We start from the raw sequence: 13551 nt of genomic DNA, 5'->3' as shown, positions 1-13551 counted from the left end.
GGCAACTCCAAAACGTGAATCCTTGGGGTCGACGAAACGCCGCATCCCCGGCGGGCCGCCGCGCAGCCGCGCGGCGACCCGGGACATCGGTGATACCACCGGGGCATGAGGCGACTCAGTTCCTGTCGTTACCCCTGTCCGGATTACTCGACATGAAATCGTCGAATTCCCGTCTGTCCGCACGCCGCTTGGCGTCGAATCGAAAAGTCCGGAATGCCTCGGCGCGGCGCTTGATCTCCTCCTTGATCTCGCTGATGCGGTCGTACTGGGTCTGTTGATACTCGTTGAACACAACGTTCTCGCTCTCGTCGTAGCTGCGAGTACCCCCTTTTCCGAACACCCGCGTCCACTTTTCGTGGGCCCAGCCGGGCAGATCCTGGATTGGGCGCCCCATCATGGTCCAGATCAACACCGCCAGACCGAGCGGTGGGAACAGGACGAACCCCAGCACCATCGCGGCGATGTTCGCGCCGCTCCAGTGTCCACCGCAGCAGGAGCGCATCGCACCCTCAACACAGCGACCGCGTACGTGACCGGGATGTGAATAGTCTGTCGATGACATGGTCGTTGACCTCCGATATTTCAATAAAAATAACGGGTTAACTCCATTTATCCGACTAATGTTAACGCCGTTCACATGCAATTTAGAGGAAACCGCGACCCATTTCAAGAGGGCGCGGCAAAAAAGTTAACAATGTTCACTTTTGTGCTAGAAATATGGCCATGACAACGACCAAGACCGGCTACCACCACGGCCACCTGGCCGAATCGTTGCTCGATGCGGTCGACGAGATCGCCTCGCAGTTCGGCATCGAGGCGGTCACTCTGCGCGCCTGCGCCAAACGCCTCGGTGTCTCGCCGGCATCGGCGTTCCGCCACTACACCGACAAACGTGCGCTGATGACCGCCTTTGCGGCCCGGGCCCTCGACCAGCTCGCCGATGCGATGGAGGCCGCGAAGCGGCAGGCGAACCGGGAAGGAACCGACGCCTTTCACGCAGTCGGCATGGCCTACGTCACCTTCGCCCTCGACAAACCCGCGTTCTTTCGCGCGATGTGGCGCGAGGAAATGATCTACTCGATGGATGGCGCCTACCTCGCGGCCGCCGAACGCCTGGCCGGTTACCTGCAGGAAGGCTTCGTGAAGACCATCGACGACGTGGATCCGCACGACTTCAGCCCGCAGGAGCTGCTGGCCTGGTCCTCGGTGCACGGGCTGGCGAACCTGTACGTCGATGGCCCGGTGGCCCGCGACCAGGATCGCGGGCACAAGCTGCACCTGGCGGACGCGGTGCTCAGGGCCCTGAGCCCGGCATTGGCGCGATAGCAACTCGCAACACCGTGGACCTGGACCCGGTGACCAAGGTCGCTCTGCGAACGCATCTGAACGGACTCACGGCACGCACGCCGGATCGCCTCGCCCATTGTGGGACCGACCGGCGGCGCGGCTGATGGACTCATCGCCGGGCACCTATGCGTTGCTGTTGCGCTGCGATCAGGATATGTCGGTACAGATCGGGCGATGGGGCCGGCTCGTGACCCGGCCGGGATACTACGTCTACGTCGGCAGCGCCTTCGGCCCCGGGGGCCTGCGGGCGCGTGTCTTGCGCCATTGGCGTCGCGACAAGACCCCTCACTGGCATATCGACTACCTGCGTGCGATCACCACGCCAGTGCTTGTCTGGTACAGCCGGGATGCGCGGCGCCTCGAACACCGTTGGGCGCAGGCACTCGCACAGCTGCCCGGCATGAGACCGGTACAGGGGTTCGGCTGTAGCGATTGTCGCTGCGCAGCCCACCTGTTCTTCGCTGCGAAACGTCCGACACTTGCGACCTTCGCCCGCGTCGCTCCGGGCGACCCGGCCGCCTGGCGGGGTACTACGCCCGACTGACGCCACGGCCCTGCCCGTTCTGATCAAAGCACCAACAACAACACCGCGGGCAACACGAACAGGCTCGCCAGGTTGCCGAGCAGCACGATCGCCGCGACCTTGCGCGGTTCGACGTGGTAACGCTCGGCCAGCATGAAGTTGAGTACCGCCGGCGGCAACGCGGCGAACGCCAGCAGCTGAGCGCCCTGCGTCCCCGGCAGCGGCACCGCGAACGTGACCAGGCCGGCGATGATCAACCCGCTCAGAGGACAGACGATCGCCCCGACCACACCGATACGCCAGTCGGACAGATCCACGCCGGTCATGCGCACGCCGAGCGCGAACAGCATCAACGGAATGGCGATCTGCCCGAGCAGATCGATCGCCTCGTGCACAGGCCCGGGCACGCGCAGCTGCAGTACCGCGACCAACAACCCCGCCAGGGTCGAGACCAGCATCGGCATGCGCAGCAGTTTCAGCGGATTCACGTGCCCTGTCAGCATCGCGTTGCCCACCGTGAAGTGCAGGGTGTTCTCGACCAGGAACAGGATCATCGCCGCCGGCAGCGCGGCCTCGCCGAATGCGAACAACGCCAGCGGCAGGCCCATGTTGCCGGAATTGTTGAACATCATCGGCGGAAGGAAGGTCTTGTTGGCAAAACCAAACAGCCGCGCGACGGGCCACGCGACCAACCCGGAACCGAGGACAACGGCCAGCGCGGCCAACGCCAACTCCGCGTAACGCGCCAGCTCAAAGCCTTCGCCGGACAACACCGAGAAGATCAGCGCCGGCGTGAACACCTCCAGGTTCAGCCGATTCGCCGAGGCCATATCCGGCCCGAAGCGGCGCGCATACAGATAACCGAGCAGCACGATCGCGAAGATCGGAAAGACGATCTCAAAGACCTGGAGCATGCGTGCCCCCTGTTAGAACAAACCGCGAGCATACGAACGGCTCCGCCGATCGACAACCGGGGCCGCGCCAGTGGCTGGACGAGTCGCTACAATGGCCGCCCATGTCGAGGCAGTGGTTCATCGCGGATCTGCACCTGGCGGCCGAGCGGCCGCAGACCCTGGCGTTGTTCGAGCGCTTCATGGCCGACTACACGCAGTCCGGCGACACCCTGTTCATCCTGGGCGACCTGTTCGACGTCTGGGTCGGCGACGACGACGGCGCAGAACCCGCGGGTCGGGTGCGCGACGTCCTGCGTCGCGCCTCGCGGCGCGGCATCACGGTGAAGATCCAGCGCGGAAATCGTGACTTTCTGATGGGACGGCGCCTGATGCGCGACTGTGGAGTGCAGTTGCTGCCCGATTGCGTCGTCACGCAGGTCGCCGGCCAACCGACCCTGCTGATGCACGGTGACCTGTTGTGCACCGACGACGTGGATTACCAGCGGGCACGCCGTTTCCTGCGCAATCCGCTGCTGCAATGGCTGGTGCTGCGCCTTCCGCTCTCCCGGCGCAGACGGATCGGTGCCGGAATACGCCGGCGCAGCGGCGAAGCGACCGCGATCAAGACCAGCGACATCATGGACGTGAACCTGGATACCGTTTCGCGTTACCTGGACCGGTATCGGGTCACCCAGTTGATCCACGGCCACACGCACCGCCCGGCAGTCCACCGGCACCGGCTGCCCGACGGCCGTACCGCGACCCGCATCGTATTACCGGAGTGGCACGCCGGGCACGCGGCCGCATGGCTGGACGACGGCGAGCGACTGCAGACGGTGGAGTTCGCCATCGGCTGATCGGCGCGGCGACTCAGAACGAGAACAGCGGCCTGCGATCGAACTCCGCCGGCAGACTGAAGGTGTCGGCGTCGGCCTCGTAGGCGGCCGTGAAATCCACCAGCGACTGGCTGCGCCCGTCACTGCGTTCCTGCACCGGCAGGCCGAACCGCAGCGAGCGGTCGGCCGCGTATATGTTGGTCGCCATGTCGCACGGCGTGCGCATCTCGACCGGCGTCGCGGCCAGGGTCGCAGCCTGGATCCTGGCCAGCGCCAGTTTCAGTTCGGCGAGTGCGTCGACAGCGTCCTGCATCACACCGTCGATGACCACCAGTTCGCTGCACAGCTCGCCATTCGCGAACAGGCGGACATCCTGTGGCTGCTTGCCGGCCACCTCGGGGGCCTGCTCGTCCGGCTTGACCTCTTCGCGGAGACTCAGGTCCTCGGGCTGGTCGCCAACCATCTGGGTTGGATTCATCACCAGGATCGAGCGGTCCTGCGGCGATACGTTGTACAGGATCTCCTGACGCCGATCGAACAGCGTATAGCCACCGCCGTCTCCCTCGTCGAGTCGCACGTGGTCCGGTGACACGAGGACGCGGCTGAGATAGGGTTCGCTCCCCTGCTCCCAGACGCGGTAGACCAGCAACGATACCGGGTCGGCAGCCGCGACCATTGACGCGGTGCTCAACGCGAACGCACTCAGGATCTTGTACATAACGCCTCCAGGCGTGCCAATTCGGATTCGGTGAAGCCGGCGTCGCGACGCGCCGCCTTGTGCAGCGGGCAGCGCATCCCCCCGGCAAGGTGTTTCTCGAGCAACGCGAAATAGGTCGTCTCCGGCTCGAGACCGCGGCGCTCGCACAGGTAGCGGAACCAGCGGCTGCCGGCCTCGACGTGTCCGACCTCGTCGCGCAGGATGATCTCCAGGATCGCCACGGTCTGTTGGTCACCGACGGCGGCGAATCGTTCCATCATCCCCGGTGTCACATCGAGTCCGCGCGCCTCGAGTACCCGCGGCACCAGCGCCATGCGCAACAGCACGTCGTGTGCGGTCTGCTGGGCCATGTCCCAGAGACCGTTGTGCGCGGGGAAATCGCCGTAGGCATGCCCCAACTGCTCCAGGCGCGCCTGCAACAGCGAGAAGTGATAGGCCTCCTCGGCCGCGACCCGGGTCCAATCGGTATAGAACGCGTCTGGCATGTCGCGGAACCGGTAGACCGCGTCGCAGGCCAGGTTGATCGCGTTGAACTCGATGTGCGCGACCGCATGGATCAGCGCAGCGTGGCCCCGCGGGGTGCCGATCCGTCGTTGCGCGAGGTCCGCGGGGGCCACGAGTTCGGGCCGTGGCGGCCGACCGGCCTCCGTCAGGTCGGCCGGGTCGGGCGGATCGTCGCGGCGCAGGCGATCGTCGCGCCAGTCGACGGTAAGGGCACGCGCCAGCGCCAGCTTCTGCGGCACATCGGCGCAGCGCAGGCAGCGTTCGGCGGCGGCATACAGGTTGTCGGACATCGCGCGAGTCTACACCGCACCGCGCCCGGCCGCCGACCGGTGCGCGGACCGCGACCACGGCGATCGGGGACGCATGCTAAGATGCCGCCGGTATTCACCGCTCGGACCAGCCGGCCGCCGGGCCCGTGCAGCGCCCCTGTGTGAGGTTTGACACGTTGGAAAGCATCAATCTGCGGCGCAACTACAGCCGCAACACCCTGTTGCGAATGATCGTACTCGCCGCGTTGGCCGCCGGCGTGGGTTTCTGGAAGTTCGACCTGATCAACCAGGTCTACTTCAAAGACCAGCTCACCACGATGGGCGTCGTGATCAACGGCGCGATCCTGGCGCTGTTCGCGGTCGGACTGCTGCGTACCGTGATCATCCTGCTGAGCTATGTCGGTGAAGAGGCCGCATTGACCCGTTTCGTGCGCAACGTCGAGAAGCGCCCGGACGCCGATCCTCTGAAAGGCATCAGTGTCTCGTCGATGATCGGTCGCCGCTACGCGACGATGCGCCGCCTGCACGAGGCACGTACCCCGATCAATCAGAACGCACTCGCCTCGACGCTGGTCGCAAGCGAGAGCACCCGCAATGGAACGCCGCGCTTCATCAACAACATACTGATCCTTACCGGCGTGTTCGGCACCATCGTCTCGTTGTCGATCGCTCTGATCGGCGCCTCCAATGTGCTGGAAAACGCAGTCAGCGCGACCGGCATGGGTATGGTGATCCACGGCATGTCGACCGCGCTGTCGACGACCATCACCGCGATCGTCTGTTACGTGTTTTTCGGTTACATCTACCAGCGCCTGACCGACGCCCAGACCAACCTGATCAGCGGTGTCGAGCAGGTGACGACGACCTACCTGATGCCCAAGTTCCAGATCCAGACCGACAGCGTGCTGTACGAGTTCACCGGCCTGATCCGCTCGCTGCAGGGCCTCGTCGACCAGATGCAGAAATCGCAGCTCGGTTTCGAAGCCACCCAGGACCAGTTGTCCACGACAATCGAGTCGTACCGCAAGCAGGTCGACGGGCTGGACGGCCACCTCGGCACGATCCAGCATCAACTGCAGGTCGGCTTCCGCCTGCGCGACGACGAATGAGCCAGGAAGGCTTCACCGACCTGCGCCTCAACGGCGGCGGTGGCGAGGTCCAGGAGGGCTTCTGGCCGTCGTTCACCGACATCATGACCGTCGTCGTGATGATCTTCCTGATCGCCATGGTCGTACTGCTGGTGCGCAACATGGAACTCGTCAACCAGTTGCGCGCGACCATGGAGGCGGAACGCATCGCCGCCGAACTCGCTCGCGCCACCGGCGAAGAAAAAGACAGCCTGTCGACCGCGCTGCACCGTGCCGAAGAGCAGGTGCAACGCATGCAGCTGGAGATCATGCGACTGCAGGACCGCGACCTGCGCCAGGAGACGCAGATCGCCGAGCAGCTGCGCGCGATTACCGGCCTCACCAACGAGCGCGACGACCTGGCGCAGCAGTCCGCGCAGCTGGCCCTGCTGCGCCAGCGACTCGAGGCCGACGTCGAGAAACGGCAGACCCAGTTGAGCAAGGCGCTGCAGGATATCGACAACAAACAGCTGCAACTCAGCGCCGCACAGCGCAGCATCGTCACCCTCGAGGAGGGCCTCGAACAGATGCGCACGCGGTTCAGTGAAAGCGAACAGCGCAGTGAACAGCTGCAGACGACGATTGCCGAACAACGCAAGGCGCTCGAGGAGGCGCAGCTACAGAGCCAGGACTTCGAGCGCCGCTACCTGGTGCTGATCGACGACTTCGACAGTCTCAAGGTGAAATACGACAAGCTGGTGCGCCCCGCACGCAGTTCCGCCGGTCGCCATCTGATCGAGGTGCGCTACTGGAAAGAAGACGGCAAGTATCAGATCTCGTGGCGCGAAGGCGGCGAAGGCAACTACCAGGCGATCAGCCGCACGCAACTCGACAAGGTGCTGACACGCCTGCAGACTGAGCACGAAGACGGCCTGTATGTGAAGGTGATCTTCCCCGAGAACAGCGGCCTCTCGTACAACGAGGCCTGGGAATTCACCAGCCATCTGCACAGCAATTACGACTACTACTTCAAGGCCGAGGCCGAAGCCGACCAGCAGGCGCAGAAGGCCGCCGACCAGGACAGATCGCAATAGCGTGAGTCGCCCCCCGCAAGCACCGCCCATCGCGGTCAATCTGATCACCGGCTTTCTCGGCGTCGGCAAGACCACGGCGATACGCCATCTGTTGAACCATGTGCCGCCGGGACAGCAATGGGCGGTATTGGTCAACGAGGTCGGCGAGGTCGGGGTCGATGGCGCGCTGCTCGACGACGGGCGCGAGGTCGCCGTGCAGGAGGTCGCCGGTGGCTGTCTATGCTGTGTCGCGGCGCCGGCGTTCACCACCGGCCTCAACCGCTTGATCCGCCAATACCGGCCGCAGCGTATCCTGATCGAACCGAGCGGCCTCGGGCATCCAGCCCAGGTGCTGGATACGCTGAGCGGTCCGCTGTATGCCGACGTGCTCAGCGTGCTCGCCACCGTGTGCCTGCTCGATGCCCGCCACCTGCGTTCCGAACGACACCTCGCACACCCGAATTTCGTCGACCAGATTCACCTGGCCGACGTGTTGGTCGCGAACAAGGGCGACCTGTACGCCGCCGCGGACTTCGCCGCGCTCGAGGAGTTCGTCATCGCACTGCAGCCGGCCAAGCGAAAGATCGCCGTGACCGAACGCGGCATGCTGGATCCGAACTGGCTGGAACTGGGACGCGGCACCGATCGACGCGCCGCGTTTCCAGAGGCACACGCGTTTCTGCTCGATCACGGCGAACCGCGGGCCGATGCGGCGGCGCAGGGGTCTCAGGACTGGGTGATGCTGGAAGGGCGCGGCGACGGCTACCAGCGAGCCGGCTGGCTGATGCGCACGCCCCAGCCGTGGCCAGCCGAGCGCCTCGCCGCGTTCATCGCCGGTCTCGAGGCGGAGCGCAAAAAGGGCCTGTTCGACACCGATCGCGGCTGGCTGACGCTCAACCAGACGGATTGGTCGAGGCTCGAGCACCCACCCGCAGACCGGCGCTCGCGTTTGGAACTGCTCGATCCCGCACCGCTCGACGTCGCAGCGATCGACACCGCACTACGCCGTCTGTCCGAAGCCCCGGGCTGAGCCTTCCCGCTATCGACGTCGAGGTCTTCGACGTCTCGTGGCGGTCATGCGCCGGTGAGCGGAAACACGATCGGCACCAACACGACGGTGATGAGCAAGGCGATCAGCTGCAGCGGGACACCGACCTTCACGAAGTCCACGAAGCGGTATTCGCCGGGTGCCAACACCAGGGTGTTCACTGGCGACGCGACCGGGGTCGCGAATGCGGTCGACGCGGCGATCGCGACCGTCATCATGAAGGCCGGTGGTTGGTATCCGAGGTCACCGGCGATACCCAATGCGATCGGTGCGATCAGCACCGTGGTCGCAGTGTTCGAAATGAACTGACTGAGCAACGAGGTCAGGACGAACAGGCCGAACAGGATCGCGTGTGGACCGAGGTCGCGGAACAGCGTGGTCAGGCCTCCGACGATCAACCCCGCGCCGCCGGTTGCCTGCAACGCATCGGCCAGCGGCAGCATGCCGGCGATCAGCACCAGGCTCTGCCAGTTCATCGACCGGTAGGCCTCCTCCGGTTCGACGCAGCGCGTAGCGACCATCGCGAACGCCGCCAGCATCACCGCGACCAGAGTCGAGGTCAGTTCACTGACCATCAACGCCAGCATGCCGAGCGTGATAACGATCGCCCATGGCGCCTGATTCGCATGCCAGGTCCGTTCGGCGACCTCCTCCGGCATCTCGAGCAACACCAGGTCACGGCGCGGCCCGCCGAGCCGTTCGAGGTCCGTCCAGGCACCGGCGACCAACAGGATGTCGCCGGCGAGCAACTCGGTAGCCTGAAAGTCCAGTGCCATTGGGCCGTCACCACGGCGTACAGACAGCACGTTCAGGCGCTGCCGCTCGCGCAGGTTGCTCTCGAAAACCGTCTTGCCGACCAGCGGCGAACCCGGGACGACCAACGCCTCCGCGACACCGAACGACTCACGAAAGCGACGTTGCAGACCATGCGGAAAACCCAGATCGGTCAGTCCCAGGTCGGCCTTTTGCCCGGCTATCGCCGACGCAGGCGCGGAAACGATCAGCGTGTCTGCGGCACGCAGCCGGGTACCGGTCAACACCGGCGCCAGCGATGCCAGCAGCCTGCCCTGACGCTCGACCGCGATCACCGCCAGTTCGTGATTGCGCCGCAGCCCGACCTCGCCCACGGTGTGACCGATCAGGCGCGAGCCCGGTTCGACCCGCAGGCGATGCAGACTGCCGTCGATGCCGAACTGCGCGGCCATCTCGTGCAGACGCTTGCGCCGGTGCGCTGGCTGCGGCTCACCGCGCGCCGGCAGCAGCCACCGTCCCAGGGTCATCATGTAGACGATCCCGGCCAGCAGGATCACGCCGCCGATCGGCGCAAAATCGAAAAAATCGAAACCCGCCCAGCCGGCGTCGACCAAGGCACGGTGTACGACCAGGTTGGGCGGCGTGCCGATCAACGTCAGCATGCCACCGATCAGGGAACCGATCGCCAGCGGCATCAACAGCCGCGCCGGGATGAGGCCCGCCTCGCGCGCCAGGCTCATCACCACCGGGACGAACAGCGCCACGACACCGGTCGAACTCATGAACGCCGACAACAGCGCAACCACCGTCATCATCAGCACGATGACACGCGTCTCGCTGGAACCGGCGATGTGCGCGATCCTCAACCCGGCCGCGGCGGCAACCCCGGTACGATGCAGCCCTTCGCTGACGATGAACAGGCCGGCGATCAGAATCACCAACGGATTGCCGAAGCCGGCGACCGCCTGGGCCGGCGTAAGTACACCGCTCACCGCCAGTGCGACGATCACCAGTGCCGCAGTCAGATCGAGGCGCACGCGTCCGCTGAGAAACAACCCGATCGCACCAAGCGTCAGCGCGTACACGAACCCGATCTGCCACGACATCGGCAAGCCTCGCCACTACTGCCTTCCAGCGCTGCAATTCACTGAATAGCCCGCGGCAAGTCAAGCGCTTTCCGCGCCTCACTTTGGTGCGCCACACCAGACGCAATACGCTCAGTGCAAGAAAAACCCGGCAAGCGACACCGACCGCGAAGCGAAGGCCGGCATCCGCGGCCGAAGGATGCCGAACGTGAACACGGCAAAGGTGCCGGTCGCATGAAAAAAAAGCAGACAGTGCAGGCCACCGCAGCAAACAGGCAGCGGACGCCGGCGGCCCGCTCGACGGGCACCAGGTGTTGCGGTCTATTCAGTCGTTGCGCGCGCGCAGATACGCGGGACGCTGCGCGAGCCGCTCGACGTAACCGTGCAGCGCCGGCCGCGTGGCGCATTCATCGGCAAACCACATCAGGATGTAACCGACCATGATGTCGGCCGCACCGAAGCGGTCTTCGACCAGGTATTGGCGACCGGTCAGCGCAGACTCGAGCACGTCGAGCACCTGGCGCAGGCGGCGTTCGGCGAACGGCACGATCGCTTTCACCGCGTGCCTCTCCGGCAGGATGTCGCGATGCAGGATAATCTCCCAGGCCGGATCCTCCAGGGTGCTCACCGCAAAGTACATCCACTGATCGAACGCCCGCCGCGCCGGTGTTCCCGGCGGCGGCGCCAGCCCCTGCTCAGGGTGCGTCTCGGCCAGCCAGTGAACGATCGCGCCGCTTTCGATCATCACCTCGCCGTCGACCTGCAGCGCCGGCAGCTGGCCCAGTGGGTGGATCGCCCGGTAGGCGCGGGTGTTGCCCTCTCCCTTGCGCAGGTCGATGCGTTCGAGTCGGTACGGCAGCGCCAGTTCCTCGAGCACCCAGCGTACCCGAAGCGCCCGGGTTCCGGGCTGGTAATACAGGACGAGCTCCATCGTGGCCTCCACCGATCGTTGCTACGAAAGTATGAGCAACCGGAGCCCAGATTGCTCACCTTGCTGTCAAAAATAGCGCGGCAAGGGGGCGTCCAGGATGGACACACCTGACCCTGTTGCCGGCGCTCGCGCGGCCCGGTGACCTGGGTGCCCCGACACCGGCCGCAACGAGTTGTCCTGATGGCGGTGCCCGACCGGCCGTTCGGCTCAGGTTCGAGGATCTGAAGGGTGCTTTCGAAGCGAGCCCGTGCAACGATCGAGGACCGCATCAAATTGCGGGCCCTGGTGTGTGATCGAATATGGAGGAGCTGTGGTGCGGGTGATACCAGGCCCTGAAAAAGCCGAAAGCGGCCTGCCAGGAAGCCTGACAGCCGCTTTGGTATCCGAACCCAGGTTGACTCGACCCGCGCCGCGGCAGCCCGCTTGGTTGGCAGGTCGAACGAGGGTGCTTATGCAGCCTCGAGCTGTTTGCGCCTACGGTATCCGATTCCCGCCAGGCCCAGACCGAGCAACGCAATAGTCGCGGGGACAGGCACTTCGTTTATCGTGAATGCCAGATCGTCAATGCCGTAGTTCCAGGTATCCGTGGGTTGAATGCCTTCGATCCGCGAAATATTCGTAGAAGCGAAGGTGATCTGATTCCAACCGTTTGTAGAGACAACAATGGTTTCGAGAAGGTTGTCGGCGGAGTCGTAGGCATTGAACGTCGGGTCTGCGCCGCCATTCGGATCGACGTAGAAGCTGACACCGGACACCGCACTTGCAAACGACATGATGAACACGTCGGCGCGGTTGGTAGAGTCGGATGGACCGAAACCCGCGATCTGGTTATCCGCAAAGTTGTTGCCCGAGAATGCAGGCTCACCGAAGAACACATCGGGACTTTGGATAGTCGGGTCGACCGACTGACCGTCTTCCAAGGCGGAAAAAACAACGCCGAGGCTGGCATATTGATTCAGCAGAGAGACCTCTGGCGTTATCGCAGCACCACCGGCATCCGTTTCGAAGTCGATGAACACGGCAGCCGCTTGCGACGACCAACCCACCATGGCGCACGCTGCGACCAAAGATCTGATCAGATTAGAATTCTTCATTGTCCCCATACCCCTTGACTCGATCTGCTCGTTAACCTGTGCTGCCTTTAAGCATTTTCCGCGCCAATAAATTTTTAGTATTGATAATCAGCAGGTTAGGGTGTCGCAGGCTCGTCGCCGGGGCTTCTGTGTTAACAAACCTGACAATACAGCGAGTCGTTGACTGTCTCGTCACCAACTTCGCATCACGAACGCCCAACTGAATGGACAGTCACGCCAGACAGCAAAAAGCCGCTGTGTCGCCACAGCGGCTTTTCATGCTCAGGCGCCAGTGGGCGCGGCGCGGTGAATCAAGAAGACGACTTGATCTTCTCCTTGATACGTGCCGCCTTGCCGGTCAGGCCACGCAGGTAGTACAGCTTGGCGCGACGCACGTCGCCGCGGCGCTTCACCTGGACCTCGGCAACGCTCGGGCTGTACGACTGGAACACGCGCTCCACGCCCTCGCCATGCGAGATCTTGCGCACCGTGAACGACGAGTTCAGGCCGCGGTTGCGTTTGGCGATGCAGATCCCTTCGAACGCCTGCAGACGCTCGCGCTGCCCTTCGACCACTTTGACCTGCACCACGACGGTATCGCCAGGACCGAAATCCGGCAGTTGCTTGCCCATCTGTTCTTGTTCGAGTTCCTGGATGATGTTGCTCATCGCCGCTGCTCCTATACCTCAGGTGCCCACCCGGGCACGGATAAATTCATCAAGTAATTCCTGTTCTTCGCCGCTCAGCGCACGGCCCTCGAGGAGGTCCGGTCTGCGCAGCCAGGTGCGTCCGAGCGCCTGCTGCAGCCGCCAGCGGCGGATCGACGCGTGATTGCCCGAGGTCAACACCTCCGGCACCGCGCGCCCATCGATCGTCTCAGGCCGCGTGTAATGCGGACAGTCCAACAGGCCGTCCACGTACGAGTCCTGTTCCGCCGAGTCGGCGTGACCGAGCACCCCCGGCTGCAACCGAATCAACGCATCCATCAACACCATCGCCGGCAGTTCGCCACCGGACAGCACGTAGTCGCCGATCGACCACTCCTCGTCGACCTCGGTCTCGATCAGGCGCTCGTCGACGCCCTCGTAGCGCCCGGCCAGCAGGACCAGTCCCGGTCGTGCGGCCAACCCGCGCACGGCCGCCTGATCCAGACGTCGGCCCTGCGGGCTCAGGTAGACCACCGCGCTGTCCGGGGCCGCCGCCCTGGCGTCGCGAATCGCGCGGCGCAACGGTTCGACCATCATCACCATGCCGGGACCGCCGCCATAGGGGCGGTCATCGACTGTCCGGTGCGGGTCGTCCGCGTAGTCGCGCGGGTTCCATATCACCAGTTCGACCTGGCCACGTTGCAACGCGCGGCCGGTCACGCCGACCCGTAATGCGTCGAACATCTCGGGGAACAGGCTGACCACGTCGAAACGCACACCGCCC

At 64.5% G+C, this 13551-nt stretch carries 15 protein-coding genes; 6 read left to right on the top strand and 9 right to left on the bottom strand.

From position 1 onward, the window contains the following. Nucleotides 1-115: 115 nt before the first annotated feature. Entirely contained in the window at nucleotides 116-562 is a 447-nt protein-coding gene (locus tag H6955_09735; GenBank protein MCP5313828.1) for a DUF2852 domain-containing protein, read from the bottom strand. Nucleotides 563-723: 161 nt separating this feature from the next. On the opposite strand from H6955_09735, the gene H6955_09730 reads away from it, so the two are divergent. Together H6955_09730 and H6955_09725 are read left to right on the top strand one after the other, a co-directional pair. Further along, the gene (locus tag H6955_09730) at nucleotides 724-1326 is read left to right on the top strand and encodes a TetR/AcrR family transcriptional regulator (protein MCP5313827.1); all 603 of its coding nucleotides are present in this window, start codon (nucleotides 724-726) and stop codon (nucleotides 1324-1326) included. 124 nt (nucleotides 1327-1450) lie between these two features. Continuing rightward, on the top strand, nucleotides 1451-1891 hold the full coding sequence (locus H6955_09725; protein ID MCP5313826.1) for a GIY-YIG nuclease family protein: 441 nt from the start codon (nucleotides 1451-1453) through the stop codon (nucleotides 1889-1891). A 23-nt stretch (nucleotides 1892-1914) separates the two neighbouring features. Here H6955_09725 and H6955_09720 read toward each other — a convergent pair whose 3' ends face one another. After that, nucleotides 1915-2784 carry an AEC family transporter gene (locus H6955_09720; protein ID MCP5313825.1) on the bottom strand — a complete coding sequence of 290 codons (870 nt, stop codon included), beginning with the start codon at nucleotides 2782-2784 and terminating at the stop codon, nucleotides 1915-1917. A gap of 101 nt (nucleotides 2785-2885) precedes the next feature. Between H6955_09720 and H6955_09715 the strand changes: the two genes are divergently transcribed. Continuing rightward, nucleotides 2886-3620, top strand: coding sequence for a UDP-2,3-diacylglucosamine diphosphatase (locus tag H6955_09715; GenBank protein MCP5313824.1), 735 nt, complete (start codon nucleotides 2886-2888; stop codon nucleotides 3618-3620). A 13-nt stretch (nucleotides 3621-3633) separates the two neighbouring features. Here the strand turns inward: H6955_09715 and H6955_09710 are convergent, their stop codons facing one another. Both H6955_09710 and H6955_09705 read right to left on the bottom strand, forming a co-directional pair. After that, complete coding sequence (locus H6955_09710; GenBank protein ID MCP5313823.1) at nucleotides 3634-4317, bottom strand: UDP-2,3-diacylglucosamine hydrolase; 684 nt, start codon at nucleotides 4315-4317, stop codon at nucleotides 3634-3636. Next, complete coding sequence (locus tag H6955_09705) at nucleotides 4302-5111, bottom strand: ferritin-like domain-containing protein (protein ID MCP5313822.1); 810 nt, start codon at nucleotides 5109-5111, stop codon at nucleotides 4302-4304. Before H6955_09705 ends, H6955_09710 begins: the two co-directional genes overlap by 16 nt. 155 nt (nucleotides 5112-5266) lie before the next feature. Here H6955_09705 and H6955_09700 point away from each other — a divergent pair, with 155 nt between their 5' ends. The 3 genes from H6955_09700 to H6955_09690 are packed head-to-tail and all read left to right on the top strand — an operon-like array spanning nucleotide 5267 to nucleotide 8260. Continuing rightward, entirely contained in the window at nucleotides 5267-6199 is a 933-nt protein-coding gene (locus tag H6955_09700; protein ID MCP5313821.1) for a hypothetical protein, read from the top strand. After that, a complete protein-coding gene (locus H6955_09695) occupies nucleotides 6196-7251 on the top strand; it encodes a hypothetical protein (GenBank protein MCP5313820.1) in 1056 nt (351 codons plus the stop codon). The genes H6955_09700 and H6955_09695 overlap by 4 nt, the downstream gene beginning before the upstream one ends. Nucleotide 7252: 1 nt before the next feature. Further along, complete coding sequence (locus H6955_09690) at nucleotides 7253-8260, top strand: GTP-binding protein (GenBank protein MCP5313819.1); 1008 nt, start codon at nucleotides 7253-7255, stop codon at nucleotides 8258-8260. A gap of 44 nt (nucleotides 8261-8304) precedes the next feature. On the opposite strand, the gene H6955_09685 is transcribed toward H6955_09690, so the two are convergent. From H6955_09685 to trmD, 5 genes are all read right to left on the bottom strand, one after another. Then, nucleotides 8305-10137 (bottom strand): SLC13 family permease, encoded by a 1833-nt coding sequence (locus H6955_09685; protein MCP5313818.1) that lies wholly within the window; start codon nucleotides 10135-10137, stop codon nucleotides 8305-8307. Between the two features lie 304 nt (nucleotides 10138-10441). Continuing rightward, nucleotides 10442-11047: a glutathione S-transferase family protein gene (locus tag H6955_09680; GenBank protein MCP5313817.1), complete on the bottom strand. Its 606-nt coding sequence runs from the start codon at nucleotides 11045-11047 to the stop codon at nucleotides 10442-10444. A gap of 449 nt (nucleotides 11048-11496) precedes the next feature. Beyond that, on the bottom strand, nucleotides 11497-12141 hold the full coding sequence (locus H6955_09675) for a PEP-CTERM sorting domain-containing protein (protein ID MCP5313816.1): 645 nt from the start codon (nucleotides 12139-12141) through the stop codon (nucleotides 11497-11499). Between the two features lie 290 nt (nucleotides 12142-12431). Then, nucleotides 12432-12788: a 50S ribosomal protein L19 gene (gene rplS, locus H6955_09670; GenBank protein ID MCP5313815.1), complete on the bottom strand. Its 357-nt coding sequence runs from the start codon at nucleotides 12786-12788 to the stop codon at nucleotides 12432-12434. Nucleotides 12789-12806: 18 nt separating this feature from the next. Then, complete coding sequence (gene trmD, locus H6955_09665; protein ID MCP5313814.1) at nucleotides 12807-13544, bottom strand: tRNA (guanosine(37)-N1)-methyltransferase TrmD; 738 nt, start codon at nucleotides 13542-13544, stop codon at nucleotides 12807-12809. Nucleotides 13545-13551 lie beyond the last annotated feature (7 nt).

The organism is Chromatiaceae bacterium (assembly GCA_024235395.1).
Classification (GTDB): Bacteria; Pseudomonadota; Gammaproteobacteria; order Chromatiales; family Chromatiaceae; genus Thiosocius.
This window is presented reverse-complemented; position numbering and strand designations above follow the sequence as displayed.

Bases quoted from the DNA above. Each gene is read 5' to 3' on its own strand.
- H6955_09720 (MCP5313825.1), bottom strand. From the start codon at position 2,784: ATGCTCCAGGTCTTTGAGATCGTCTTTCCGATCTTCGCGATCGTGCTG.
- H6955_09710 (MCP5313823.1), bottom strand. From the start codon at position 4,317: ATGTACAAGATCCTGAGTGCGTTCGCGTTGAGCACCGCGTCAATGGTC.
- H6955_09735 (MCP5313828.1), bottom strand. From the start codon at position 562: ATGTCATCGACAGACTATTCACATCCCGGTCACGTACGCGGTCGCTGT.
- H6955_09705 (MCP5313822.1), bottom strand. From the start codon at position 5,111: ATGTCCGACAACCTGTATGCCGCCGCCGAACGCTGCCTGCGCTGCGCC.
- H6955_09725 (MCP5313826.1), top strand. From the start codon at position 1,451: ATGGACTCATCGCCGGGCACCTATGCGTTGCTGTTGCGCTGCGATCAG.
- H6955_09715 (MCP5313824.1), top strand. From the start codon at position 2,886: ATGTCGAGGCAGTGGTTCATCGCGGATCTGCACCTGGCGGCCGAGCGG.
- H6955_09675 (MCP5313816.1), bottom strand. From the start codon at position 12,141: ATGAAGAATTCTAATCTGATCAGATCTTTGGTCGCAGCGTGCGCCATG.
- H6955_09695 (MCP5313820.1), top strand. From the start codon at position 6,196: ATGAGCCAGGAAGGCTTCACCGACCTGCGCCTCAACGGCGGCGGTGGC.
- rplS (MCP5313815.1), bottom strand. From the start codon at position 12,788: ATGAGCAACATCATCCAGGAACTCGAACAAGAACAGATGGGCAAGCAA.
- H6955_09730 (MCP5313827.1), top strand. From the start codon at position 724: ATGACAACGACCAAGACCGGCTACCACCACGGCCACCTGGCCGAATCG.
- H6955_09680 (MCP5313817.1), bottom strand. From the start codon at position 11,047: ATGGAGCTCGTCCTGTATTACCAGCCCGGAACCCGGGCGCTTCGGGTA.
- H6955_09685 (MCP5313818.1), bottom strand. From the start codon at position 10,137: ATGTCGTGGCAGATCGGGTTCGTGTACGCGCTGACGCTTGGTGCGATC.